This is a genomic window from Pandoraea anhela (genome assembly GCF_902459655.1).
In the GTDB taxonomy this organism is placed as follows: Bacteria; Pseudomonadota; Gammaproteobacteria; order Burkholderiales; family Burkholderiaceae; genus Pandoraea; species Pandoraea anhela.
The window spans coordinates 73,967-95,767 of record NZ_CABPSB010000003.1; the positions used below are offsets into that span (position 1 = coordinate 73,967).

Below are 21,801 nucleotides of genomic sequence, written 5' to 3' on the forward strand. Positions count from 1 at the left end.
CGTATCGGGATGGCGCTGTGATTCGGCGGGCGGTAACTCGTGTCACAATAGTTCGATGTTCGAGACAACGCCACGACAACTCCGTACAACGCTGAAGGCGGGACGAGCGTCCGTACACAACGGATACCAAGGAGAGGGGCAATGGAACTTCGAAACAGCCGGCAGTTGCCGGTCGCGAGAGACATCGCGTGGATCGCGCTGGGCGATCCGGGCGTTTTACAGGGCTGCATCCCGGGATGCGAGTCCATCGAGCGGATCGACGACACCACGTGGACCATTGTCGTGGCCGCGACGCTCGGTCCCGTGGGCGGGCGCTGGACCGGGCGCATCCGGCTCACCGATGTCGTCGCCCCGACCTCATACACATTGCATTTCGACGGGCTGGGCTCGTCCGCCGGACTCACGCGCGGTCGGGCCGTGGTCACGTTGCAGCCGCAAGGACCGATGAACACATTGCTCACATACGACCTGAAGGCGCAGTTCGGCGGCGAGTTCGCCGGGCTCGATACGCCTCAGGTGGACGGCGCCGCCGGCAAGCTCGCCGACGAGTTCTTTCGTCGTCTGACGGCGGCGATCGCGCCGCATCACAAACTGAACGACCCCGTGCCCGCCAGCACCGCTGATACCGCTGATACCGCCGATGGCGAAGCGGCCACCGCACTCGCCGCGGACGGCACCATGCGCGATATGCCATCGACGCGCGCCGGGATGACGCGCTGGTGGCCCTGGGCGGTGGCGCTGATCGTGTTGATCTTCATCGTCATGTGGGGCAACCATGCCGGCTGAGCGACGTCACGCGAAGCGCGCGGCCACGGCTGACGCGGCGCCTCCGGATACGACCGGCGAGGCGGGGGCCGTTGCGATACGGGGCCAGGACGCAAACGACTCGCTTACCCGCGGGGCGCTCGCGCCGGCCGCATTGCAGGATGCGGCGGGGGCTGTGGAAGCGTCGGAAGCGGCGGAAGCGGCGCCAGCGACCGTCGGCGTCGCCGGATACGATGTGCGTGTGCGAATTCGCGACGGGGAGACACCGGTGTTTGGCCCCGGGCGTCTGACGCTGCTGCGCGCCATCGATGCGACCGGGTCGATCTCGGCGGCGGCGCGTTGCATGAATATGTCTTACCGCCGGGCGTGGCTGCTGGTCGAGGCAATGAACCACGAGTTCCGCGAACCGCTCGTCACGCGGCATATCGGCGGGGTGTCGGGCGGCGGGGCGCAACTGACGCCGTTCGCGCAGAATCTCGTGGCGCACTACGACACGCTCATCAAGGAAATCCGCGCGCTGCTCGACGCCCACGTGCCGACCTTCGACGCTTACCTTAAAGCCGGCAAAGCCGTCGATCCGGACGACGAGTAAGCCGGCCGGGCCTGCCCCCCCTACCCCCTCCCCCCGGTCGTGCCCGTCCCCTCCTGCCGGTAACCCTATTTCCCGCCCGTTATTCCCCCTGAATCCCGTTCCTCACGAAAACGTTAATTTTTCGTGAGGACTTCGTCACTGGCCAGGCGCGACACTAACTCCATCGAAAGCAACCCCTGCGATGGAGATCCCGATGTCCACTTTGACGAAGTCAGTGCCCCCCGCGGCACAGCCTCCCGTGCGTAGTGCACCGGTCCAGCCGGGGTGGCTGCGTATTACCCACTGGCTCAATGTGCTGGCGGTGATCGTGATGACCATGAGCGGCTGGCGCATCTATAACGCCTCGCCGATCTTCGCGTTCCGATTTCCGAACGACATTACCCTGGGCGGCTGGCTCGGCGGTGCGCTGCAATGGCACTTCGCCGCGATGTGGCTGCTCGTTGCCAACGGCCTGATCTACCTGCTGACGAATGCCGCCAGCGGACGCTTCTCGCGCCGGTTTTTCCCCTTTTCGCCGCGCGGCGTGGTGCGAGACCTGTTTGCTGCGCTGCGGGGTCGTCTGGCGCATGACGATCCGCGTCATTACAACCAGGTGCAGCGCGCCGCCTACCTCTTCGCGGTGCTCGACCTCGTGCTGCTCGTCGCGTCGGGTCTGGCGATCTGGAAGCCGGTGCAGCTCGGCTGGCTTTGCACGCTGTTCGGCGGCTTTCAGGGGGCGCGTCTGGTGCATTTCCTCGCGATGGCGGGGCTGGTCGGGTTCATCGTGGTTCATGTGGCGATGGTGGCGCTGGTGCCCCGAACGCTGCGCACCATGATCACCGGACGCTGAGCGCGTCGACACGACGCATCGACCACAGACATCGGCCACGAGCCATCGAACAAGGTAAAGGACGGCACTGCCATGAGCCTCGAACGTAAGTCCCGGATCCTCACGCCCGACGCGCCGGTCATTCGCGACGGCGAAGCGATCCTTCACGAAGCCCGCGCGATCATGACACGTCGCGTGGCCGAGCCCTCGCGCCGGGCATTTCTCACGCGCACGTTGTCGCTCGGCGGGGTGGCCCTGCTCTCGGGCTGTTCGCTCGACAACAACGCCAGCGTGGAGTCTGCGCTGACCAGGATTTCGCGCTGGAACGATCGTGTGCAGGCCGCGCTGTTCCGCAAGGACGTGTTGGCCCCGACGTTCCCGGCGTCGGCGATCACGCGTCCGTTCCCGTTCAATGCGTTCTACACGATCGACGAAGCGCCGGTCGTCGAAGAGGACGATTATCGGTTGGAACTGTCGGGCCTGATCGCGGACAAAGCGCCGTGGCGTCTCGAATCGTTGCGCGACTTCGCGTCGCCGCGTGCGACTGAGCAGATCACGCGTCACGTGTGCGTGGAAGGGTGGAGCGCCATTGGCCGCTGGGGCGGGGTGACGTTCTCGGACTTCCTGCGTCGCATCGGCGCGGATACCACGGCGAAGTACGTCGGCTTCAAATGTGCGGACGACTACTACACGAGCATCGACATGCCCACGGCGCTGCATCCACAGACGCTGCTCGCGCTCACGTATGACGGCCAGACGCTGCCGAGGGAGTACGGCTTCCCGATGAAGCTGCGCATTCCCACGAAGCTCGGCTACAAGAATCCCAAACATATCCAAGCGATCTACGTGACCAACACGTACTCGGGCGGGTACTGGGAGGACCAGGGCTACAACTGGTTCGGTGGCAGTTGAGGCGAGCGCCGGGGCGGTGAGCCGATCCCCGGGGCGCAAGACTGCACGATTTAGGAGACGGACAGGAACGTCTCACTGGAAATTTCTCACTCTTGGAGTAACAGCAATGAAGACGCGATATCTGGCAGTGATGGCAATGGCGATGGCACTCGGCACGGGCGCAGCATTTGCGCAGGATGCAATGGGTAAGGCAGACGCCATGTCGAAGGGAGACGCCATGGGCAAGCACGACGCGATGTCGAAGGGCGACGCCATGGGCAAGGGCGGCGCGATGTCCAAGGGCGACGCCATGGGCAAGCACGACGCGATGTCGAAGGGCGACGCCATGGGCAAGCACGACGCGATGTCGAAGGGCGACGCCATGAGCAAGGGCGGCGCGATGTCCAAGGGCGACGCAATGAGCAAGTAAGCGCTTCGGTCGCGAGGTAGTGCGGTCGTGACAAGGCGTCGCAGCGGGATTCCGTTGCGGCGCCTTGTGTTTTGTTATCGACCGCGACGGCGGCTTGTGCGCATCGTCGTTCCTTGCGTCATTCCGGCACCATTCGGGCATCGGTCGGGCATCGGTCGGGCATCATCGGGTGAGCGCGACGGATTTGACGAGCAGGTACACGTCGCGTCCCGGCGCGAGTTGTAACTGGTCGGCGGAGAAGCGGGTGATGCGGGCACGCAGGGCGGTTTGCGCGCCATCGCCCACCAGCGTGGTGCTGACTTCCACCGCGTCACCCAGATCGCGCAGCGTGGCCACCCGTGCGCGCAGCACATTGAGCACACTGGTGTCGACCGGCGCGAACGTCGCCACGGCGACATCGCGCTCTCGCACGAGGATGCGGCACGCGTCGCCGACCTGGCCGCCCGCGCGCGGCACCCGCAGCCGAATGTCCTCGTTGCCGCTCACCGCCAGCTCGGTCAGGCCGTAATGCGTGTCGTGCGCGACAATGCGCGTCTCCAGCACCGTGCCCGGCGATTCGGCCGTGCCATCGAACGCGTCGCGATGCACGTTGAGCACGTCCGCAGGCGCCCCCTGCGAGATAGTGCGTCCGTCTTTGAACAGCACGACCTGATCGGCCAGCCGCATCACTTCGTCCAGCGAATGCGTGACATACAGCACCGGCAGCTTCAATTCGTGACGGATGCGGTTCAGGTAGTCGAGCACTTCCAGGCGGCGCGCGTGATCGAGCGAGGCGAGCGGCTCGTCCATGAGCAGCATTCGGGGGCACGACAACAACGCGCGGCCGATGCCCACACGTTGCTTCTCCCCGCCGGACAATGCGCCGGGACGACGACTCAGCAAGTGCGCAAGATTGAGCACGTCGACCACATGTTCGAGCGCGATCGCGCCGCTGCCGGCGGCAGCCACGTCGCGTCGCCGCAGCCAGCGGCCGAAGAGCAGATTCTGGCGCACCGTCAGATGCGGCAGCAGACGGGCGTCCTGAAACACGTATCCGATGCGTCGGCGCCATGTCGGCAATGCGATGCCGGCAGCGCTGTCGAAGAGCACGTCGTTGCCGACGACGATGCGTCCGGCATCCGGTTCGAGCAGCCCGGACACCGCGTTGACCACCGTGCTCTTGCCGCTGCCGGACGGGCCGAACAACGCGGTCACGCCCATGCCGGCAGCGAACTCGGCGTCGAGCGTGAAGTCGCCGAAGCGATGCCTGAGACGAACCTCAACCGTCATAACCGAGCGCCTTGCGATTGCCGAAGCGGATCATGACTTCGGAGAAGATGAGCGTGGCGACGGCCAGCACGACCGAAATCGCGCATAGGCGCCAGACCATGGCGTCGCCGTCCGGGACCTGGGTGGCCGTGTAGATCGCGAGCGGCAGCGTTTGCGTCTGCCCCGGAATGTTCGAGACGAACGTGATCGTCGCGCCGAATTCCCCGAGCGCACGGGCGAACGCCAGCACGAAACCGTGCAGCACGCCGGTGGCCGTGAGCGGCAACGTCACCGTGAGAAACGTGAGCCAGGGACCTGCGCCGAGCGTCTGCGCCGCTTGTTCCAGCTTCGTGTCGGAGGCTTCGAGCGCTTGACGAATAGCGCGTACGAGCAGCGGGAAACCCATGACGCCCGCCGCCAGCGCCGCGCCCGTCCAGCGAAAGGCGAACGTGAAGTGGAACCATTCGCGCAGCAGTTTGCCGATGCTGCCCTGCGCGCCGAACAGCACGAGCAGCGCGAAGCCCACCACGACCGGCGGCAGCACGAGCGGTAAATGCAAGACGGCATCGAGTAGCGCCTTGCCGGGAAAGCTTCGGCGCGCGAGCAGCCAGGCGGCGGCATAGGCAAAGGGCAGGCTGCAAAGCGTGCCCCACAACCCGACGCGCAGACTGAGTTCGACGATGCCCCATTCCTCCGGCGTCAGGCCCATGACGGTGATTTCCGTAGTTGGCGTTGTGTCAGCGGCATCCGCAGCCTCGGCATGATCCGCTTACGGGCGGCTGAAGCCGAAACGCTGGAACGTGGCCTGCGCCGACGGCGTTTGCAGGAATTTGTAGAACGGATCGGCGTCGGCCCGATTGGCCTGCTTCGTCACGGCCACCGGATAGACGATCGGCGCATGGCTGTCGGCCGGGAACGTGCCGGCGATGCGCACACGCTTTTCGGCGTTGGCGTCCGTCTTGTAGACGATGCCGTACGGCGCTTCACCGCGCGCGACGAGCAGCAGCGCGTTACGCACGTTGTCGGCGGCGGCGACCTTGCCTTGTATCTTCGACCAGATGCCGAGCTTCTCAAGGGCGGCCTTGCCGTAAAGCCCGGCCGGCACGTGCGCCGGGTCGCCCATGGCGAGTTTGCCGTTGGGCACCTGTGCGAGCTTGGCGTCGAGGTCGGCGCCCGACTTGAGGTCGACGTCGCCGGTGGTTGTGGCCGGCGCGATCAGCACCAGTTCGTTGCCGAGCAGATTGCGGCGCGTGCTGCTGTCGATCAGATCGCGCTTCTGTGCGTAATCCATCCAGTCCTGATCTGCCGAGATGAAGACGTCAGCTGGCGCGCCTTTCTCGATCTGGCGAGCGAGCGTGGAACTTGCGCCGTAGACCAGCACCGGTTTCTTGCCCGTCTCCTTGGCGTAGGTAGCCGACAGGTCGTCGAGTGCGTCTTTCATGCTGGCGGCGGCGAACACTTGCTGGGCCACCGCGTGGCCGGCGAACAGCAGGCTCGCGCCGACGGTGGCGGCGCGCAGGGCGCGGCGCAGCATCGTGCCGGTCGTCTGCGTGGCGTGGGACTTCAGGCTGACGGTGACGGTGGTTGCGACAACAGCTTTCACGAAAGTGGTCTCCAGCGTGGGATGGGCAAGGCTGGCTCGACGATCGGCGGGAAGGGAGCGCAACGACGATGCCGACGCGCCATCCCCCTGACAATGCCGCGAACCGGCGCATGGAAAGGCCGGGCAGCGAGGCCCGGCCGTCGGCTGCGCAGGGTGCGCAACGCGTTGTGTAGGATTATATATAACGCTGCGACGCTGTATAGGGATATGCCGTGTCCCGGCACCCGAAAGACCTCTGGCGCGGCGACGCCGCGTGGGGAAACGATGAAATCGGGACAATGCGCGCTTGGGCGGGAGATCGCTGCGCGAGCGGAGGCGCCGGCCCCTGGTCAATCAGGCAGGCGAGGCGCCGGGCGGCGGCTCGCCGTCCGGGCGGCGCATGGCGGGGCTGGCGCGCAACATGTCGAAAAAACCGTCGACCACGGCGTCGCACTCCACACCGAGGTCGTAATCGGGGAAAAACAGCCAGTCCGACATCATGCCGACCACGAGCGCGTGCAGCATGATGGCGGCGCGATGCGTGTCGAGCGTTGCCGGCAACTGCCCGCGTTCGATGGCGCGCTCCATGTCACGCATGATGCGCTGCTTGCCGTCGGCACAGGCTTCGCGCTGACGCTCCAGCACCGAAAGCATCTCGTTCGTGTATTCACATTTGTGGAACAGAATGTCGAGCACGCGGCGGCGGCGCTCGTTGCGCGCCGTTTCCTTGAGCACGAGCTTGCAGATCTCATGCATGCGCTGCATCGGGTCTCCGCTCTCGGGCTCCGAGCATTCCTCGTCGATCATGCGCTCCATCGGCAAACGGATGCGGTCCGTCATGGCGTTGAAGAGATCGATCTTGTTCTTGAAGTGCCAGTAAATGGCGCCGCGCGTGAGGCCGGCGGCTTCGGCGATGTCGGCGAGCGACGTGCGCGACACGCCTTTCTGTGCGAACACCGTCTCGGCGGTATCCAGCAGCAGATTGCGGGTCTCGATCGCTTCTTCTTTCGTTCTGCGGGCCATCGTCGTGTCACAGGGTTGGCGCGGGAGACGCCGGAATGTGTGAAATGTCATGTAAACCGCACCGCACGATGGTGCGACGCAATGTGATTTACATACATTCATGAATGTATCTATAATAGCAGCCGCTTGCTCTATTGCACAGGGACCATTTAAGCTGCCTCCTCTAAGGGAAAACTCTCTGACCGGGGCGAGCGATTTGGAAAAGGCGCGCCGCCTGAATCGATGTTAAGTGCGCCGGTCAAGGTCGCCTGATGTCCCGGAGCCTGTTCGACGATCTCACACGAGTGCCAGCGTGCGCGGCGAACGCCGCGCCCGGGGATGTCTTGTTGGCCCGCCTGACGGGCCTGTCTCCGATGGCCCGCTCACCCGGGCCTTTTGGCATTCGCCGCCCGCCTTTGTGCGACGGGATTGCGGACCGGCCTTCGCCGTCGCAATCGTCGCAACGTATTCGTCATTTTGTTTGACCGCATTCCATTTATCGGGGGCGTATATGCACGTCAAGAGAAGTTCACTGGGGATGGTCACTGCCGTCGCACTCGCGGTATTGACCCTGGCCGCGTGCGGCAAGAAGCCGCAGCAGCCGCAGGGCATGGTGCCGGAAGTCGGCGTCGTGACACTGCAACCCCAGAGCGTCACGCTGACGACCGACCTGCCCGGCCGTACCGCGCCCTATCGCGTTGCCGACGTGCGTGCGCGTGTCGACGGTATCGTGCTCAAGCGCGATTTCACCGAAGGCGGTGACGTCAAGGCAGGCCAGCGTCTGTACAAAATCGATCCGGCAACATATCAGGCCGCCTACGAGAACGCCAAGGCAACGCTCGCGAAGGCCGTGGCGAATCAGGCCTCGACCAAGCTGCTCGCCGATCGCTACAAGCAACTCGTCGCCGTCGAAGCCGTGTCGAAGCAGGATTACGACAACGCCGTGGCCTCGGCGCTGCAAGCCGACGCCGACGTGCAGGCCGGCAAGGCCGCCGTCGATACGGCGAGGATCAACCTCGGCTACACCGACGTGCCGGCCCCGATCTCGGGCCGCACAGGTCTGTCGCAAGTGACCGAAGGCGCTTACGTGCAGGCCGGCGCCGCCACGCTCATGACGACCGTGCAGCAGATCGATCCGATGTATGTGGACGTGACGCAATCGGCCGCCGACGGCCTGCGTCTGCGCCGTGCACTGGCCGACGGCAAGCTGCAAAGCGCGGGCAAGAATGCCGCCAAGGTCGAACTGACGCTCGAAGACGGCACCGCGTACCCGCTCGAAGGCAAGCTCCAGTTCTCGGACATCACTGTCGACCAGACGACCGGCTCGGTGACCGTGCGCTCCATCTTCCCGAACCCGAACCGCGAGTTGCTGCCCGGCATGTTCGTGCACGCCAGGCTTCAGGAAGGCGTGAAGGAAGGCGGTCTGCTGGTGCCGCAACAAGGCGTGACGCGTGACCAGAAGGGTCAGCCCACGGCGCTCATCGTGAACAAGGAAGGCAAGGTCGAACAGCGTCAGCTCGTGACCGACCGCGCGGTCGGCGACAAGTGGCTGGTGAGTTCGGGCCTGGCGGCGGGCGATCAGGTGATCGTGTCCGGTCTTCAGAAGGTTCGCCCGGGCGCGCCCGCGAAGGCAGTGCCGGCGCAGTTGCCGGGTGCTCAGGCGCAGGCGCCGGCAGGTGCAAGCGCACCGGCCGCCGCGAGCGCAGCGCAGGCCGACGCCGCCTCTGGCGCCAAAGCCCAATAACGCGGAGCCTCATTCATGGCAAAGTTTTTTATCGATCGCCCGATCTTTGCTTGGGTGATCGCCATTGTCATCATGCTGGCCGGCGCGCTCTCGATTCTGAAGCTGCCGGTCTCGCAGTACCCGCCGATCGCACCGCCGTCCGTGCAGATCACCGCAGTCTACCCGGGCGCTTCGGCGCAGACCGTGCAGGATACGGTCACGCAGGTGATCGAGCAGCAGATGAACGGTATCGACCACCTGGAATACATGTCGTCGACGTCCGACGGCTCGGGTACCGCGCAGATCACGCTGACGTTCGCGCAAGGCACGAACCCGGACATCGCGCAGGTGCAGGTGCAGAACAAACTGCAACTCGCCACGCCGCTGCTGCCGCAGCAGGTGCAACAGCAAGGTATCAAGGTCGCGAAGGCGACCAAAAACTTCCTGCTGGTGATCGGCGCGTATTCCGATGACGGCACGATGACCGACATCGACCTGGCGAACTACATCGCGGCCAACGTGCAGGATCCGATCAGCCGTGTGAACGGCGTGGGTCAGGTCCAGTTATTCGGTTCGCAGTACGCCATGCGCGTGTGGGTCGATCCGCAGAAGCTCAACGGCTACAACCTGACCGTTATCGACGTCTCGAACGCCATTCAGGCGCAGAACGTGCAGATCTCGGCCGGTGAGCTGGGTGGCGCGCCTGCGGTGAAGGGCCAGCAGCTCAACGCGACGGTGACGGCCCAAAGCCGTCTGCAAACGCCCGAGCAATTCCGCAAGATTCTGCTCAAGGTCAACAAGGACGGCTCGCAAGTGCGTCTGGGCGACGTGGCGCGTATCGAGCTGGGCGGCGAATCGTATCAGGTGGTGGCCCGTTACAACGGCAAGCCCGCCGCCGGTCTGGCGATTACGCTGGCCACCGGCGCGAACGCGCTGCAAACGGCAACGGCGGTCAAGCAGCAGGTCACCGAGCTTGAGCCGTACTTCCCGCAAGGCATGAAGGTCGACTATCCGTACGACACCACGCCGTTCGTGAAGATCTCGATCGAGGAAGTGATCAAGACCCTCATCGAGGGTATCGTGCTCGTGTTCCTCGTGATGTATCTGTTCCTGCAAAACCTGCGGGCGACGATCATCCCGACGATTGCCGTGCCGGTGGTGCTGCTCGGTACGTTCGGCATCATGGGCGCCGCAGGTTTCTCCATCAACACCCTGTCGATGTTCGGTCTCGTGCTGGCCATCGGTCTGCTTGTCGACGATGCGATCGTGGTGGTCGAAAACGTCGAGCGGGTGATGGCCGAGGAGGGGCTCAGTCCGAAGGAAGCGACGAAGAAGGCGATGGATCAGATCGTCGGCGCGCTGGTGGGCGTGGCGCTCGTGCTCTCGGCGGTGTTCGTGCCGATGGCGTTCTTCGGCGGCTCGACCGGCGCCATCTATCGTCAGTTCTCGCTGACGATCGTGGCGGCCATGGCGCTGTCGGTGCTCGTGGCGATCGTGCTGACGCCGGCCATGTGCGCGACGATCCTCAAGCCGATCAAGAAGGGCGAGGTCCACGAGAAGCGCGGCTTCTTCGGCTGGTTCAACCGCAAGTTCGACAGCGGTTCGAAGGCATACCAGGGCCAGGTGGAGCGCATTCTCAAGCGCACCACGCCGTTCGTGGTCGTCTATGTCGTGATCGTGGCGGTGGTCGGCTTCCTGTTCGTGCGCATGCCGACGGCGTTCTTGCCCGACGAAGACCAGGGCTACTTCTTCAACCTCGTGCAATTGCCGCCGGGGGCGACGCAGGAGCGTACGCTCGACGTCATGAAGCAGGTCGAGAAGCACTACCTCGAGAAGGAAAAGGATTCGGTTCGTTCGATCTTCACGGTGACGGGCTTCGGCTTTAACGGCCGGGGTCAGAACGTGGGTCTGGCGTTCACGATGATGAAGCCGTGGGAAGACCGTCAGGCATCGGACCTCAAGGTGCAGGCCGTGATCGCGCGTTCCTATCAGGCTTTCGCCAGCGTGAAAGACGCCATGATCTTCGCCATCAACCCGCCGTCGGTGCCGGAACTCGGTAACGCGGGCGGTATCGACTTCGAGTTGCAGGATCGCGCAGGCCTCGGCCACGACGCGCTCATGGCGGCACGAAATCAGTTGCTGGGCATGGCGGCGAAGAACCCGAACCTCGCGAACATGCGTCCGAACGGGCTGGACGACACCCCGCAGTACAAGGTCGACGTCGACGAAGAAAAGGCGGCCGCATTGGGCCTGTCGATCTCCGACGTCTACCAGACGCTGTCGGCGTCATGGGGCTCGTCGTACGTGAACGACTTCATCGACCGCGGTCGCGTGAAGAAGGTGTACGTGATGGCGGAACCGAAGGACCGGATGCTGCCGCAGGACATCAACAAGCTCTACGTGCGCAACAGCAGCGGGACGATGGTGCCGTTCTCGGCCTTCGCCACCGGCAAGTGGACGTACGGCTCGCCGCGTCTGGAGCGTTACAACGGCGTGCCTGCCGTGGAAATTCAGGGCATGCCGGCACCGGGCAAATCGTCGGGTGACGCGATGAAGGCGGTCGAAGAGATCGCGAAGCAACTCCCGCCGGGTATCGGTCTGGAGTGGACAGGGCTGTCGTTCGAAGAGCGTATTTCGGGCTCGCAGGCGCCGGCGCTGTATGCGATCTCCATCCTGATCGTGTTCCTGTGTCTGGCCGCGTTGTACGAAAGCTGGTCGATCCCGTTCTCGGTGATTCTGGTGGTGCCGCTGGGGGTGTTGGGGGCACTGCTGGCAGCAACGCTGCGCGGATTGTCGAACGACGTGTACTTCCAGGTGGGTCTGTTGACGACCGTGGGGCTGTCGGCGAAGAACGCGATTCTGATCGTGGAATTCGCCAAGGATCTGCAAGAGCAGGGCCGTACGCTGATGGAAGCGACGATGGAGGCGGTGCGGTTGCGTCTGCGACCGATTCTGATGACGTCGATGGCGTTCATTCTCGGGGTGCTGCCGCTGGCGATCTCGAACGGTGCGGGTTCGGCGTCGCAGCACGCAATCGGTACAGGCGTGATCGGCGGTATGCTGGCCGCGACGTTCCTCGCGATCTACTACGTGCCGGTCTTCTTCGTGCTGGTGCGCAAGCGCTTCGCCCATGAGGATCTGGATACGGTGGAGCATCCGGAAGCGCGTCACGAAAAACCGGACGCAACCGACGGTCCCGCCAAGGAAGGAAACTGACCTATGAAGCACAAAGCATTGCCGATGGCCTTGGCGGCAGCGTTCCTGGCAGGCTGTACCCTCGCGCCGCATTACGAGCGGCCCGAGGCGCCGGTCGCCACCGCGTTCCCCACGGGCCCGGCTTACAAGACGCCCGCTGCGGCGAACCAGAACGGCGCCACCGACAGCAACGTCGTGGCCGCCGAACTGGGCTGGCGCGAGTTCTTCGCCGATCCGCGTCTGCAAAAGCTGATCGAGATCGCGCTGCAGAACAACCGCGATCTGCGCGTCTCGATGCTCAACGTCGAAGCGGCACGCGCGCAGTATCAGATTCAGCGCGCGGCGCTGCTGCCCTCGGTGGGGGCGGCGGGGCAGGCGTCGGTTCAGCGCTCGCCGGCAGATCTGTCGGCGTCGGGGCGTGCCGGCATCAGCCGCAGCTATCAGGTCGGCGTGGGCTTCACGTCGTATGAACTCGACCTGTTCGGTCGTATCCAGAGCCTGAAGGATCAGGCGTTGGAGACGTATCTGGCGAGCGAGGACACGGCCAAGGCGGCGCACATCACGCTCGTTTCGGAAGTGGCGACGGCGTATCTCACGTGGCTGGCCGATCAGGAACTGCTCAAGCTGACGGCCGACACGCTCAAGAGCCAGCAATCGTCGTACGACCTCACCAAGCGCAGCTTCGACGTGGGAACGGCCTCGGGGCTGGATCTGCGTCAGGCGCAAACGCCGGTCGATACGGCGCGGGCGAATTTCGCGCAGTACACGCGTCAGGTGGCGCAGGACGAAAACGCGCTGGCGCTGCTCATCGGCCAGCCGTTGCCGGCCGATTTGCCGCCGGCACGTCCGCTCGACGGGCAGGGCCTGCTGGCCGATCTGCCCGCAGGGTTGCCGTCCGATCTGCTGCTGCGTCGTCCGGACGTGACGGCCGCCGAGCACACGCTCAAGGGGGCCAATGCGAACATCGGCGCAGCGCGTGCCGCGTTCTTCCCGTCCATTTCGCTCACGGCGAATGCGGGAACGGCGAGCGCGTCGCTGAGCAATCTGTTCAAGGGCGGGCAGGGCGCATGGTCGTTCGCACCGACCATCACGCTGCCGATCTTCGCGGGCGGGCAGAACATCGCCAACCTCGATCTGGCCAAGGTGCAAAAGCGCATCGAGATCGCCAACTACGAGAAGGCGATTCAGACGGCGTTCCGCGAGGTGTCCGACGGGTTGGCCGCACGCGGCACGCTCGACGACCAGATTGCGGCGCAGGAATCGCTCGTGAAGGCGAGCGACGAGAGCTACAAACTCTCGGACATGCGCTATCGCAATGGCGTGGACAGCTATCTGAACGCGCTGGTCGCGCAACGCTCGCTGTATTCGTCGCAGCAGACGCTGATCTCGACGCGTCTGGCGCGCTGGACCAATCTCGTTACGCTGTACAAGGCGCTCGGCGGCGGTTGGCAGGAGCACAGCGTGCCGGCCAACGCCGGCGCGGCATCGGCGGCATCGGCGTCGTGATCGCACGGCGGGACATGAGCACCGCCTGATTCGTTCGCATGTCCTGCTCCGACGGAAGGCTTGAAAGTCGAAACGCCCGGCCATGGCCGGGCGTTTTGCATGGGGCTTTGACACCGCGAACCATCGATCGGGCAGATATCGGTCAGATATCGATCAGCGATTGGCAAGGGATTGCCAGGGGATCGAGCGGGGGCCGATTGTATTCACGCATGTGCGTTGCTTGAAAAAACGGCTCAGTTCCCGAGAGGTTTAGACGCTGGCTTCTACGCTGGCCCCTACCTTGCATAGGCCATCGTGGCTATCCTTGTTCGCGTTGTATTCGCAACACCCCGAGCGTCGACGCCTGTGCGTCTGCGGCCATCGCCCGCGCGTCGTACGGGGCACTTATAAGCTGACTGTTTTTCCAGGGAGAGACACATGAGCGATCTTCAAGCCCGCTTCGATGAGGCGGTGGCACAGTCCAAGACGCTGCCCGAACGTCCCGACAATCTGACACTGCTGCGTATCTACGCGCTATTCAAGCAAGGCACCGAGGGTGACGTGACCGGCTCGCGCCCCGGTGCGATGGATTTCGTCGCCCGCGCCAAATTCGACGCCTGGGGAATGCTCAAGGGTCAGTCGAAAGAGGCCGTGCAGCAGGAGTACGTCAATCTCATCGGGTCCCTCAAGAAGTGACGGCGGGACGTTTCGCGTTGCCCGCTTCGTGTGCGACGCGATGTGATGGCGATGCCTGACGCAAGCGCATTCGCATGACATGCCAAAAACGGCGACTTCGGTCGCCGTTTTTTATTGGCGGATCTCGGGGAGAGAAAATGCAGGGCGTTGTCGTCAGCGCAAGCATGGCGGGGGCATGTGCCATTTGCCGCCGACCCTTTGGCGTTGACATGTGAAATGAGCGTGCATGACGTCTTGCGTGTGAAAAGCGCGGTGGCACATAACGAGGTGGGTTTTGCGGTCTTGTCCGATTGGCGCAGTGGCCCCGGTGCGCGACGATGGAGGCGTCGTCAACGATCAACGAGATGAGGAACCGCACCATGCAGCAGGATCGCCACCCCACGATGAAAATGACTGGCCGGCACCTATCGCGCGACACACGGACCGGCCGACGGATGCATCGAAAACATCAGGCGCGTCGAACAGGAACGCTATCCCTGCCCCGACCGGGTACGCCCGCGCACGACGCGGCACGCAAGCGGCTGTTGTCGGCGAAGGAGGAGGACGCGCGCTTACGGGCTTCGACGGCCGCCGGGAAATCGCCCGCGTCTGTGCGATGTGCGGCGCGAGTTCATCGCCTGCGTGTCATGCGAGGGGCGGCGCTTCTCGACGTGATGTTCACGCTGACTGCCTTGATGGCGGGCGCACAGGGATTTGCGCATTGGCAGGCGGCTGGCGGCATGTCGTCTGCGGAACTTGTCACCTCGCAGAAGGCGATCGCGATGGCGATGCCGTCACCGGCGTGCGACGACCGGGCTTGCGTCGAGCATCGACGCTTGCCTGCCTCTGGTGCGGTGTTGGCGGCGTCGCCCGCACCATCGCTTGATCGAGGTGGTGCGCCGATGCCGTCCCTCGTGTCGGGCGTTACCTCAGCCATCGACCGTCGATCATGACGATGTGGCGCAACGACCGTCCGCTTGTGAGACGACAACACCGCGCCAGTGGCTTCACTTTACTTGAATGGGTCATTGCCATGCCCTTGGGGCTGATGATCGTGATGGCGGCAACGGCGATCTATCTGGCGGGCATCCGGTTGTGGCGCGTGCAGGCCGAGCGATACGACGTGAACGAGCGGGCCGTCTTCGCGCTGACGCAGCTCTCTCGCGCTGTCGCCATGGCGGGCTATAGGAATTGGGATCCGGCGGAGGGCCTGATTCGTCCGCTGGACGACGCGCGTAAGCGCGATTGGCCGTCGCTGCGCGCGAGCGCCGAGTGCGCCAGCACGGTGGACACCTGCCCGAAACGCGGCTGGCAAGGGAGTTCGATTCTCGAGGTGCAATTCCACGGCGCTGGCTTTGGCGACGAGAACGGCAATGGCAGCGGTGCGGTGCAGAACTGCGCGGGACTCAATGTGAGGGCGCGCAGCAACGGGGATAACCGGAACCTCAGCATCTTCTACGTCGACAAGGGGGAGGATGGCATTCCCTCGCTGTTTTGCCGATATGGGGAGCGCGCGGCGCATTTCACGGATCTGCATCCGGCACAGGCGTTGGTGATGGGGGTTGAAGCGATGTACATCCGACTTGGCGTTCGCGCAGGCGGCACTGGCCCGTTACGGTGGATGTCGCCGGTCAAGAGTGCGCGCCGCAAGCCGCCAAATCCGCCATTGGGTTCGGGCGGATGGGAAAACATCGGCGCTGTGGCGTTTTCGCTGGTGGTGCGTGGCGCACCGCGTGCGGGAGGTAAGCCGCGCGTTGGCCGCACGGTTGAAGTCTTCGATGCCGCGTCGGGTGGCCGGGAGTACAAATGGCTCTCCAATGCGGGCAACGTCCATTTGCATGTGTTCAACGCGGTGGCCTATCGGCGTAATGATGGTGGCGTGGAGGAGGCGGCGAAGTGGCTGGCGTCTTCATCGTGATGTGGTTGGCCGCACTGATGGCGCTGGCGGCCTCGGGCATTCAACATCGGCAGATGGCGAGTCGTTTTATCGCTTATACGAACGACCGCGCCGTGGCTTTCGCGGCGGCCGACAATGCGCTGCGGGTGGGCCACGACAGGTTGGTGCGTGGTGCGCAGGCATCCGAGATAGCGGCCCTGAGCGAACTCGACGCCGGACCCCATGACATCATGGCGGCGAGCTATCGAACGGGCTACCGCGAGCAGAACCGCGTGGCAGGGTGGGTCAAGGTCGATTGGAATGGTCGCGAGGTCGTCCGGACCGATAACGCGCGCTACTTCATCGAGCGAATCGCCTTTACCGGTGTGTACCCCAACGGCGCATTGGAGAAGGTGGCGAGGGCGTCACCGATACGGCGCTATCGCATCAGTGCGATGGGGTGCGGGAATCTGCCGGGGACGCGTGTTTTTCTACAGGCCGTCTATGAAGTGAGCGCGCGAGCTGGGGGGCAGAACGGCGCAAGCGTGGCGTCCGGATCGTACGCGTCGCGGCGGCTGAACTGGCGCGAGGTTGTGGCGTGGCACGACAGTTCGGTAGTGACGGCTGAGCCCGGGCGACGTCGGGAGCGCTGCGATGTGTAATGCACGAATCGCTACGGACATTTTGTGCCGGTGCCGGGCGTGCGCGGTCGTCGTCGCGATCGGGCGAAGCGCCGGCGTCGTTCGGGCCGGTGAGGTCGATGTCGCCGGCGCCGGGCGCGGAGCGCGAGCGCTGCGTCTGCGACACGCGATTCGTGTCATGCGTGCCATTCCCGTGATTTGTGCGAATCGTACGAATCGTACGATTCGATCGCCGCAGCCAAGGTGGCGCGGCCGAGCGATGCGAGGCGTGACGTTGATCGAATGCCTTGTTGCGATGGCGATCATGGTCGTGGCGATCATGGCGGTAGCGCCGTCGATAGATGCGGTGCGACGCCGTGTCGGCGTGGACATCACCGCACGCGCTTTCATGGCGGCGATGCAGACTGCCAGGGCAGAGGCCATTGCGCGACACCGTCGGATCGCCATCGCGCCGCATGACGGCGCGAGTTTGAGTGGCGGCTGGGTGACGTTCGTCGACGAGAATCGAAACCATCGCTTCGATGACGGCGAGCCACTGCTCGCCCGCTACGCACCGCTGCCGCGAGGCGTATCCATTGAGGCGAGATGGGGCCTGTACTACACGGAGGGGCTTGCGTTTTCGGAAAGCGGGTTCATACGAACCGAGGCGCACAAATGGCTCTCGGGCACCGTGCGCATTGCAGGGTATGGGCGACGTGTGTGCATCACCATCAATGCTTACGGACGCGCCCGCGTTGCAAAGCGCTGCGATGCGTAGTCGATGGCGCGATGCCGTTTTGTGCATCGTGCCGGGGGAGCACCGAGTATCGGGCTTGCGAAACATACCGGACGGTGTGCGGCGGCGCTCGTGTGGCAGATGAGATACGGCGGGGCGTGCTGCGAATCGGGCGTGCAAAATATCCCGCACGGCTTGCGGCGGGTACGCGAGGCGGGAGGGGCGACGCGGGAGATGCGAGGCAGGGGAGGCAGGGGAGGCGAGGCGGGAGTGGCGACGTCGGTCGTCCGCTCGACGGGCGATGTGGCCCGGCGAGCGTGACGCGATTACATCGGTGGCGTGCCGCGATCGTTGCCGGTCTCGGCCGTTGCATCTTGCGACGCGCCCGCTTGCGGTCCGGAAGGCTTCGTCGATTCGTGCCAGAGTTTGATGCCTTGCCAGGCGAGCACGCCGACGGTGCCCCACTTGAGGCTGCGCCGGGCGATGCGGCCGATGGGCGTATGCGACAGACCGGTGAGTGCGATCGATGCCACCGAGCTGACGAGCGGATAGCGTTCGAGCAAGCCGCCGAGCTTGAGGCCGGAATTCGCGAGACCGCCAAGACCGGAGAACTTCGCGAAACCGCCGGGCAGCAGATAGCGAACCCAGCGGAAGTTGCGCAGGCGTTCGCGGGTGACGTGCGACGCCTGAATCAGTTCGGCGCGCTCGACCGCGATGCGCGTGAGCACGAGTTCCTTGCGGATGGCAAGCAACTCATGGCGCGAGCGCCGCGACTGTCGCGGGCGGCGTGGACGTTGCGGACGGTTCTGTTCCAACGGCACGGGCAGCTCTCCTTCAGTCCGGACGCAGGGCGTCGCGGTCCTTTTCGAATTCGGCCAGTGTGGCTTCGAACGGCATCGGGGCATCGCGCAGAATATTGCGCGCACGCGTGGCGCACCAGCCCGCGAGCAAGAGATACACGATGAAGATGCCGGTCATGGCCTGGAGGCGGTAGGTGTCCCAGAAAATGACGATCACCAGCGCGGTCAGCGCCACAAGGGCAAGAACACCGAAGAGCATCGCGGCAAGACCGAGGAACGCAACACCCATCAGGCGTTCTTTTTCCTCGGTCAGTTCGATACCGATGAGTTCGATGCGCGACTGTACGATCTCGAGCAACGCACCAGCGAGGCGCCGCAGCGAAGGCCGCGGCGGGGTCGTGCGATCATTGTCGGTCATGGGCTGGACTGGGCGGCCCGCCGGACCCGTCGCGCCGGTCAGGCAGGCTCCGCCTTGGGCAGAGTAGGCGAGAGGGCGACTTGCGTCGGCGCAGCTTACTTACGGTTGAGCAGCAGGCCGATCACCACGCCGATACCGGCGGCGATGCCCACTGCCTGCCACGGATGATCGTGCACATAGTCGTCGGTCGCACGAGCGGCTTGTTTGCTCTTTTCCACGACGACGACCTGAACGTCCGATGCTTTTTCCTTGGCCTGCTTGAGCAGCGCCAGGGCCTTGTCGCTCAATTCGGAAGCACGCTCACCGGTCGTGTTGGCAGCTTGCTTGAGCAGGTCTTCGGCGTCGGCCAGTACGGATTTGATATCGGTCATGAACTTCTCCTTGTTGGTGTGCACTTGCGACATAATCGTTACCCGGTTCTGGGAGGAAAATGCGAAACAGATGTGCGGGTGGTCCAGCTGATATGGGGACTATCGTACCGCTTTCAACGCATCGTTGCCAGAAAACAACACCGCGTCTGCGATATATTTCGAATCGTTATTTGGAACAAATTTTTTATTCGTTCTGACTAAGCTTAGCATCCTTTAGTCTTGTTCCCACTGAGTGAAAGGTTCTCAAGGAGACCGTAAATGACATTGCGTTTGGGCGATATCGCTCCCGACTTCGAGCAGGATTCGTCGATCGGTACGATCAAATTCCACGAATTCCTCGGCGATGGCTGGGGTGTCCTTTTCTCGCATCCGGCCGACTACACGCCGGTGTGCACGACCGAACTCGGTCTGACCGCCAAACTCAAGGGCGAGTTCGAAAAACGTAACGTGAAGGCTATCGCGCTGTCGGTGGACGACGCCGAGTCGCATAAGGGCTGGATCAACGACATCAACGAGACGCAGAACACCACGGTCAACTTTCCGATCCTGGCGGATAAAGACCGGAAAGTCTCCCAGCTGTACGACATGATTCACCCGAATGCCAGCGAGACCGTTACGGTGCGCTCGCTGTTCGTGATCGACCCGAAGAAGAAGGTGCGTCTGATCATCACGTACCCGGCAAGCACGGGCCGTAACTTCGACGAAATCCTGCGTGTCATCGACTCGCTGCAACTGACCGACAACTACTCGGTGGCGACCCCGGGTAACTGGAAAGATGGCGAAGACGTGGTGATCGTGCCGTCGCTCAAGGACGAAGCCGTGCTCAAGGAGAAATTCCCGAAGGGCTACAAGGCGGTGCGTCCGTACCTGCGTCTGACGCCGCAACCGAACAAGTAATCCGGTCGCAAACCGCAGGCAAGCGCGTCGCTCACAGCACGTGCAGTCCAAAAAAATGCCAGCGCGAGGTGCGCTGGCATTTTTGTTTGGTACGCGCCGTCACTCGTGGGATTGACAGCCCGCGACATGCGGCGCGAGAACGGCGCGTACCAGACAAGTTCGTCGACGCGTCAAATCGCGAGGCATGCCGCGTTGAGCTGCGCGCAGCCGGACGCATTCAAGGAGAGAAGGGCCGAAAGCCACGATAGCCGCAATCGCCTCCTCCCCGCGCACTTCCGGCCACTTCGCACGACGCATCGACGTCATCGTTGCCGCTGCGACTACTGAGGCCGCATCCGGTGAACCGACGAGATCAGAAGAACGCCTGAATACCCGTCTGTGCGCGCCCGAGAATCAGGGCGTGAATGTCATGCGTGCCTTCGTAAGTATTTACCACTTCGAGGTTCACGAGATGACGGGCGATACCGAATTCGTCCGAAATGCCGTTGCCGCCGAGCATGTCGCGAGCGAGTCGGGCGACGTCGAGTGCCTTGCCGCATGAGTTGCGCTTCATGATCGATGTGATCTCGACGGCAGCCGTGCCCTCGTCCTTCATGCGGCCCAGACGCAGGCAGCCTTGCAGGCCCAGCGTGATTTCGGTCTGCATGTCGGCGAGCTTCTTCTGGATCAACTGATTGGCCGCGAGCGGACGACCGAACTGCTGACGGTCGAGCACATACTGACGCGCCATGTGCCAGCAGAATTCGGCCGCACCGAGCGCGCCCCAGGCGATGCCGTAGCGCGCGGAATTCAGGCAGGTAAACGGCCCCTTCAGACCGGAGACCCCCGGCATCAGATTCTCTTCCGGCACAAAGACCTGATCCATCACGATCTCGCCGGTGATCGAGGCGCGCAGGCCGACCTTGCCGTGAATGGCCGGCGCGGAAAGTCCCTTCCAGCCTTTTTCGAGAATAAACCCGCGAATCTTCTCCTCGCCGTTTTCGTCGGCGAGCTTGCCCCACACCACGAAGACGTCGGCGATCGGCGAATTCGTGATCCACATCTTGCCCCCGCTCAGCTCGTAACCGCCGGCCACTTTCCTGGCGCGTGTTGTCATGCCGGCGGGGTCCGAGCCGTGGTTCGGTTCGGTCAGACCGAAGCAGCCGATCCACTCGCCGCTGGCCAGTTTCGGCAAATACTTCTGCTTTTGCGCCTCGCTGCCGAATTCGTAGATGGGCACCATCACCAGCGACGACTGCACCGACATCATCGAGCGATAGCCGGAGTCCACGCGCTCGACTTCGCGGGCGATCAGACCATAGGCCACATAGTTCAGGCCGGGGCCGCCGTATTGTTCGGGAATCGTGGGGCCGAGCAGGCCGATCTCACCCATCTCGCGAAAGATCGCCGCGTCGGTGCGCTCATGACGGAAGGCTTCGAGCACGCGCGGCGCGAGCTTGTCGTTCGCGTAGGCGGCCGCAGCGTCACGAACCATGCGCTCGTCGGTGGTGAGCTGCGCGTCGAGCAGCAGCGGATCTTCCCAGTGAAACTGTGCATTGCCTGCCATGACCCTTCTCCTCCATTCAACTTGACGGAAGTTCCGCAATGCGGAACAATGTTCTGAAATCGAAATTAGTTTAACACTAAAGTTTTTTGCCCGGCAACGGTCAGCGCATGCATTGGCCGACGCTGTTGGCAATGACTGGAA

The 21,801-nt window shown here is 63.8% G+C and carries 22 protein-coding genes; 14 read left to right on the plus strand and 8 right to left on the minus strand.

Features of this window, described 5'->3' with window-relative positions:
• Positions 1-141: 141 nt before the first annotated feature.
• From PAN31108_RS05715 to PAN31108_RS05735, 5 genes are all read left to right on the plus strand, one after another.
• A complete protein-coding gene (locus PAN31108_RS05715) occupies positions 142-786 on the plus strand; it encodes an SRPBCC family protein (RefSeq protein ID WP_150667936.1) in 645 nt (214 codons plus the stop codon).
• Positions 776-1,357 carry a winged helix-turn-helix domain-containing protein gene (locus PAN31108_RS05720; protein ID WP_150667937.1) on the plus strand — a complete coding sequence of 194 codons (582 nt, stop codon included), beginning with the start codon at positions 776-778 and terminating at the stop codon, positions 1,355-1,357. The genes PAN31108_RS05715 and PAN31108_RS05720 overlap by 11 nt, the downstream gene beginning before the upstream one ends.
• 193 nt (positions 1,358-1,550) lie before the next feature.
• Positions 1,551-2,186, plus strand: coding sequence for a cytochrome b/b6 domain-containing protein (locus tag PAN31108_RS05725; RefSeq protein ID WP_246183801.1), 636 nt, complete (start codon positions 1,551-1,553; stop codon positions 2,184-2,186).
• Positions 2,187-2,258: 72 nt separating this feature from the next.
• Positions 2,259-3,077, plus strand: coding sequence for a molybdopterin-dependent oxidoreductase (locus PAN31108_RS05730; protein ID WP_150667939.1), 819 nt, complete (start codon positions 2,259-2,261; stop codon positions 3,075-3,077).
• A 106-nt stretch (positions 3,078-3,183) separates the two neighbouring features.
• The gene (locus tag PAN31108_RS05735) at positions 3,184-3,486 is read left to right on the plus strand and encodes a pentapeptide MXKDX repeat protein (protein ID WP_150667940.1); all 303 of its coding nucleotides are present in this window, start codon (positions 3,184-3,186) and stop codon (positions 3,484-3,486) included.
• Between the two features lie 162 nt (positions 3,487-3,648).
• Here PAN31108_RS05735 and modC read toward each other — a convergent pair whose 3' ends face one another.
• The 4 genes from modC to PAN31108_RS05755 form a co-directional block, all read right to left on the minus strand.
• Positions 3,649-4,755, minus strand: coding sequence for a molybdenum ABC transporter ATP-binding protein (gene modC / locus PAN31108_RS05740; RefSeq protein WP_150667941.1), 1,107 nt, complete (start codon positions 4,753-4,755; stop codon positions 3,649-3,651).
• Positions 4,745-5,443 (minus strand): molybdate ABC transporter permease subunit, encoded by a 699-nt coding sequence (gene modB, locus PAN31108_RS05745; protein ID WP_150667942.1) that lies wholly within the window; start codon positions 5,441-5,443, stop codon positions 4,745-4,747. The genes modC and modB overlap by 11 nt, the downstream gene beginning before the upstream one ends.
• A gap of 60 nt (positions 5,444-5,503) precedes the next feature.
• Complete coding sequence (gene modA, locus PAN31108_RS05750; protein ID WP_246183802.1) at positions 5,504-6,337, minus strand: molybdate ABC transporter substrate-binding protein; 834 nt, start codon at positions 6,335-6,337, stop codon at positions 5,504-5,506.
• A gap of 333 nt (positions 6,338-6,670) precedes the next feature.
• On the minus strand, positions 6,671-7,339 hold the full coding sequence (locus tag PAN31108_RS05755) for a TetR family transcriptional regulator (RefSeq protein WP_150667943.1): 669 nt from the start codon (positions 7,337-7,339) through the stop codon (positions 6,671-6,673).
• A gap of 490 nt (positions 7,340-7,829) precedes the next feature.
• Between PAN31108_RS05755 and PAN31108_RS05760 the strand changes: the two genes are divergently transcribed.
• From PAN31108_RS05760 to PAN31108_RS26595, 8 genes are all read left to right on the plus strand, one after another.
• Positions 7,830-9,062, plus strand: coding sequence for an efflux RND transporter periplasmic adaptor subunit (locus tag PAN31108_RS05760; protein ID WP_150667944.1), 1,233 nt, complete (start codon positions 7,830-7,832; stop codon positions 9,060-9,062).
• Positions 9,063-9,077: 15 nt separating this feature from the next.
• Positions 9,078-12,257 carry an efflux RND transporter permease subunit gene (locus PAN31108_RS05765; protein WP_150667945.1) on the plus strand — a complete coding sequence of 1,060 codons (3,180 nt, stop codon included), beginning with the start codon at positions 9,078-9,080 and terminating at the stop codon, positions 12,255-12,257.
• A gap of 3 nt (positions 12,258-12,260) precedes the next feature.
• Positions 12,261-13,742 (plus strand): AdeC/AdeK/OprM family multidrug efflux complex outer membrane factor, encoded by a 1,482-nt coding sequence (gene adeC / locus PAN31108_RS05770; RefSeq protein ID WP_150667946.1) that lies wholly within the window; start codon positions 12,261-12,263, stop codon positions 13,740-13,742.
• A 417-nt stretch (positions 13,743-14,159) separates the two neighbouring features.
• The gene (locus tag PAN31108_RS05775; protein WP_150667947.1) at positions 14,160-14,417 is read left to right on the plus strand and encodes an acyl-CoA-binding protein; all 258 of its coding nucleotides are present in this window, start codon (positions 14,160-14,162) and stop codon (positions 14,415-14,417) included.
• 359 nt (positions 14,418-14,776) lie between these two features.
• The gene (locus tag PAN31108_RS05780) at positions 14,777-15,349 is read left to right on the plus strand and encodes a hypothetical protein (protein WP_150667948.1); all 573 of its coding nucleotides are present in this window, start codon (positions 14,777-14,779) and stop codon (positions 15,347-15,349) included.
• Positions 15,346-16,314: a PilW family protein gene (locus PAN31108_RS05785; protein ID WP_150667949.1), complete on the plus strand. Its 969-nt coding sequence runs from the start codon at positions 15,346-15,348 to the stop codon at positions 16,312-16,314. The genes PAN31108_RS05780 and PAN31108_RS05785 overlap by 4 nt, the downstream gene beginning before the upstream one ends.
• On the plus strand, positions 16,293-16,934 hold the full coding sequence (locus PAN31108_RS05790; protein WP_150667950.1) for a pilus assembly protein: 642 nt from the start codon (positions 16,293-16,295) through the stop codon (positions 16,932-16,934). The genes PAN31108_RS05785 and PAN31108_RS05790 overlap by 22 nt, the downstream gene beginning before the upstream one ends.
• Before the next feature lie 238 nt (positions 16,935-17,172).
• Positions 17,173-17,670 (plus strand): GspH/FimT family pseudopilin, encoded by a 498-nt coding sequence (locus tag PAN31108_RS26595; RefSeq protein ID WP_281350041.1) that lies wholly within the window; start codon positions 17,173-17,175, stop codon positions 17,668-17,670.
• A gap of 284 nt (positions 17,671-17,954) precedes the next feature.
• Here PAN31108_RS26595 and PAN31108_RS05800 read toward each other — a convergent pair whose 3' ends face one another.
• From PAN31108_RS05800 to PAN31108_RS05810, 3 genes are all read right to left on the minus strand, one after another.
• The gene (locus PAN31108_RS05800) at positions 17,955-18,449 is read right to left on the minus strand and encodes a DUF3318 domain-containing protein (RefSeq protein ID WP_174994868.1); all 495 of its coding nucleotides are present in this window, start codon (positions 18,447-18,449) and stop codon (positions 17,955-17,957) included.
• 13 nt (positions 18,450-18,462) lie between these two features.
• Positions 18,463-18,846 (minus strand): phage holin family protein, encoded by a 384-nt coding sequence (locus tag PAN31108_RS05805; protein WP_150667953.1) that lies wholly within the window; start codon positions 18,844-18,846, stop codon positions 18,463-18,465.
• A 95-nt stretch (positions 18,847-18,941) separates the two neighbouring features.
• Positions 18,942-19,250: an ElaB/YgaM/YqjD family protein gene (locus tag PAN31108_RS05810; RefSeq protein WP_044456631.1), complete on the minus strand. Its 309-nt coding sequence runs from the start codon at positions 19,248-19,250 to the stop codon at positions 18,942-18,944.
• Positions 19,251-19,475: 225 nt separating this feature from the next.
• On the opposite strand from PAN31108_RS05810, the gene PAN31108_RS05815 reads away from it, so the two are divergent.
• Positions 19,476-20,114: a peroxiredoxin gene (locus PAN31108_RS05815; RefSeq protein ID WP_150667954.1), complete on the plus strand. Its 639-nt coding sequence runs from the start codon at positions 19,476-19,478 to the stop codon at positions 20,112-20,114.
• A gap of 352 nt (positions 20,115-20,466) precedes the next feature.
• Here PAN31108_RS05815 and PAN31108_RS05820 read toward each other — a convergent pair whose 3' ends face one another.
• Positions 20,467-21,660 (minus strand): acyl-CoA dehydrogenase, encoded by a 1,194-nt coding sequence (locus tag PAN31108_RS05820; RefSeq protein ID WP_150667955.1) that lies wholly within the window; start codon positions 21,658-21,660, stop codon positions 20,467-20,469.
• Positions 21,661-21,801: the final 141 nt, after the last annotated feature.

What these genes read in the sequence shown, in the direction of transcription:
- PAN31108_RS05820 (WP_150667955.1), bottom strand. Translation starts at nt 21,660, where the DNA reads ATGGCAGGCAATGCACAGTTTCACTGGGAAGATCCGCTGCTGCTCGAC.
- PAN31108_RS05720 (WP_150667937.1), top strand. Translation starts at nt 776, where the DNA reads ATGCCGGCTGAGCGACGTCACGCGAAGCGCGCGGCCACGGCTGACGCG.
- PAN31108_RS05810 (WP_044456631.1), bottom strand. Translation starts at nt 19,250, where the DNA reads ATGTCGCAAGTGCACACCAACAAGGAGAAGTTCATGACCGATATCAAA.
- modC (WP_150667941.1), bottom strand. Translation starts at nt 4,755, where the DNA reads ATGACGGTTGAGGTTCGTCTCAGGCATCGCTTCGGCGACTTCACGCTC.
- PAN31108_RS05735 (WP_150667940.1), top strand. Translation starts at nt 3,184, where the DNA reads ATGAAGACGCGATATCTGGCAGTGATGGCAATGGCGATGGCACTCGGC.
- PAN31108_RS05805 (WP_150667953.1), bottom strand. Translation starts at nt 18,846, where the DNA reads ATGACCGACAATGATCGCACGACCCCGCCGCGGCCTTCGCTGCGGCGC.
- PAN31108_RS05730 (WP_150667939.1), top strand. Translation starts at nt 2,259, where the DNA reads ATGAGCCTCGAACGTAAGTCCCGGATCCTCACGCCCGACGCGCCGGTC.
- PAN31108_RS05785 (WP_150667949.1), top strand. Translation starts at nt 15,346, where the DNA reads ATGACGATGTGGCGCAACGACCGTCCGCTTGTGAGACGACAACACCGC.
- PAN31108_RS05775 (WP_150667947.1), top strand. Translation starts at nt 14,160, where the DNA reads ATGAGCGATCTTCAAGCCCGCTTCGATGAGGCGGTGGCACAGTCCAAG.
- PAN31108_RS05725 (WP_246183801.1), top strand. Translation starts at nt 1,551, where the DNA reads ATGTCCACTTTGACGAAGTCAGTGCCCCCCGCGGCACAGCCTCCCGTG.
- PAN31108_RS05755 (WP_150667943.1), bottom strand. Translation starts at nt 7,339, where the DNA reads ATGGCCCGCAGAACGAAAGAAGAAGCGATCGAGACCCGCAATCTGCTG.
- PAN31108_RS05760 (WP_150667944.1), top strand. Translation starts at nt 7,830, where the DNA reads ATGCACGTCAAGAGAAGTTCACTGGGGATGGTCACTGCCGTCGCACTC.
- modB (WP_150667942.1), bottom strand. Translation starts at nt 5,443, where the DNA reads ATGGGCCTGACGCCGGAGGAATGGGGCATCGTCGAACTCAGTCTGCGC.
- PAN31108_RS05780 (WP_150667948.1), top strand. Translation starts at nt 14,777, where the DNA reads ATGCAGCAGGATCGCCACCCCACGATGAAAATGACTGGCCGGCACCTA.
- PAN31108_RS05715 (WP_150667936.1), top strand. Translation starts at nt 142, where the DNA reads ATGGAACTTCGAAACAGCCGGCAGTTGCCGGTCGCGAGAGACATCGCG.
- PAN31108_RS05815 (WP_150667954.1), top strand. Translation starts at nt 19,476, where the DNA reads ATGACATTGCGTTTGGGCGATATCGCTCCCGACTTCGAGCAGGATTCG.
- adeC (WP_150667946.1), top strand. Translation starts at nt 12,261, where the DNA reads ATGAAGCACAAAGCATTGCCGATGGCCTTGGCGGCAGCGTTCCTGGCA.
- PAN31108_RS26595 (WP_281350041.1), top strand. Translation starts at nt 17,173, where the DNA reads ATGCGAGGCGTGACGTTGATCGAATGCCTTGTTGCGATGGCGATCATG.
- PAN31108_RS05765 (WP_150667945.1), top strand. Translation starts at nt 9,078, where the DNA reads ATGGCAAAGTTTTTTATCGATCGCCCGATCTTTGCTTGGGTGATCGCC.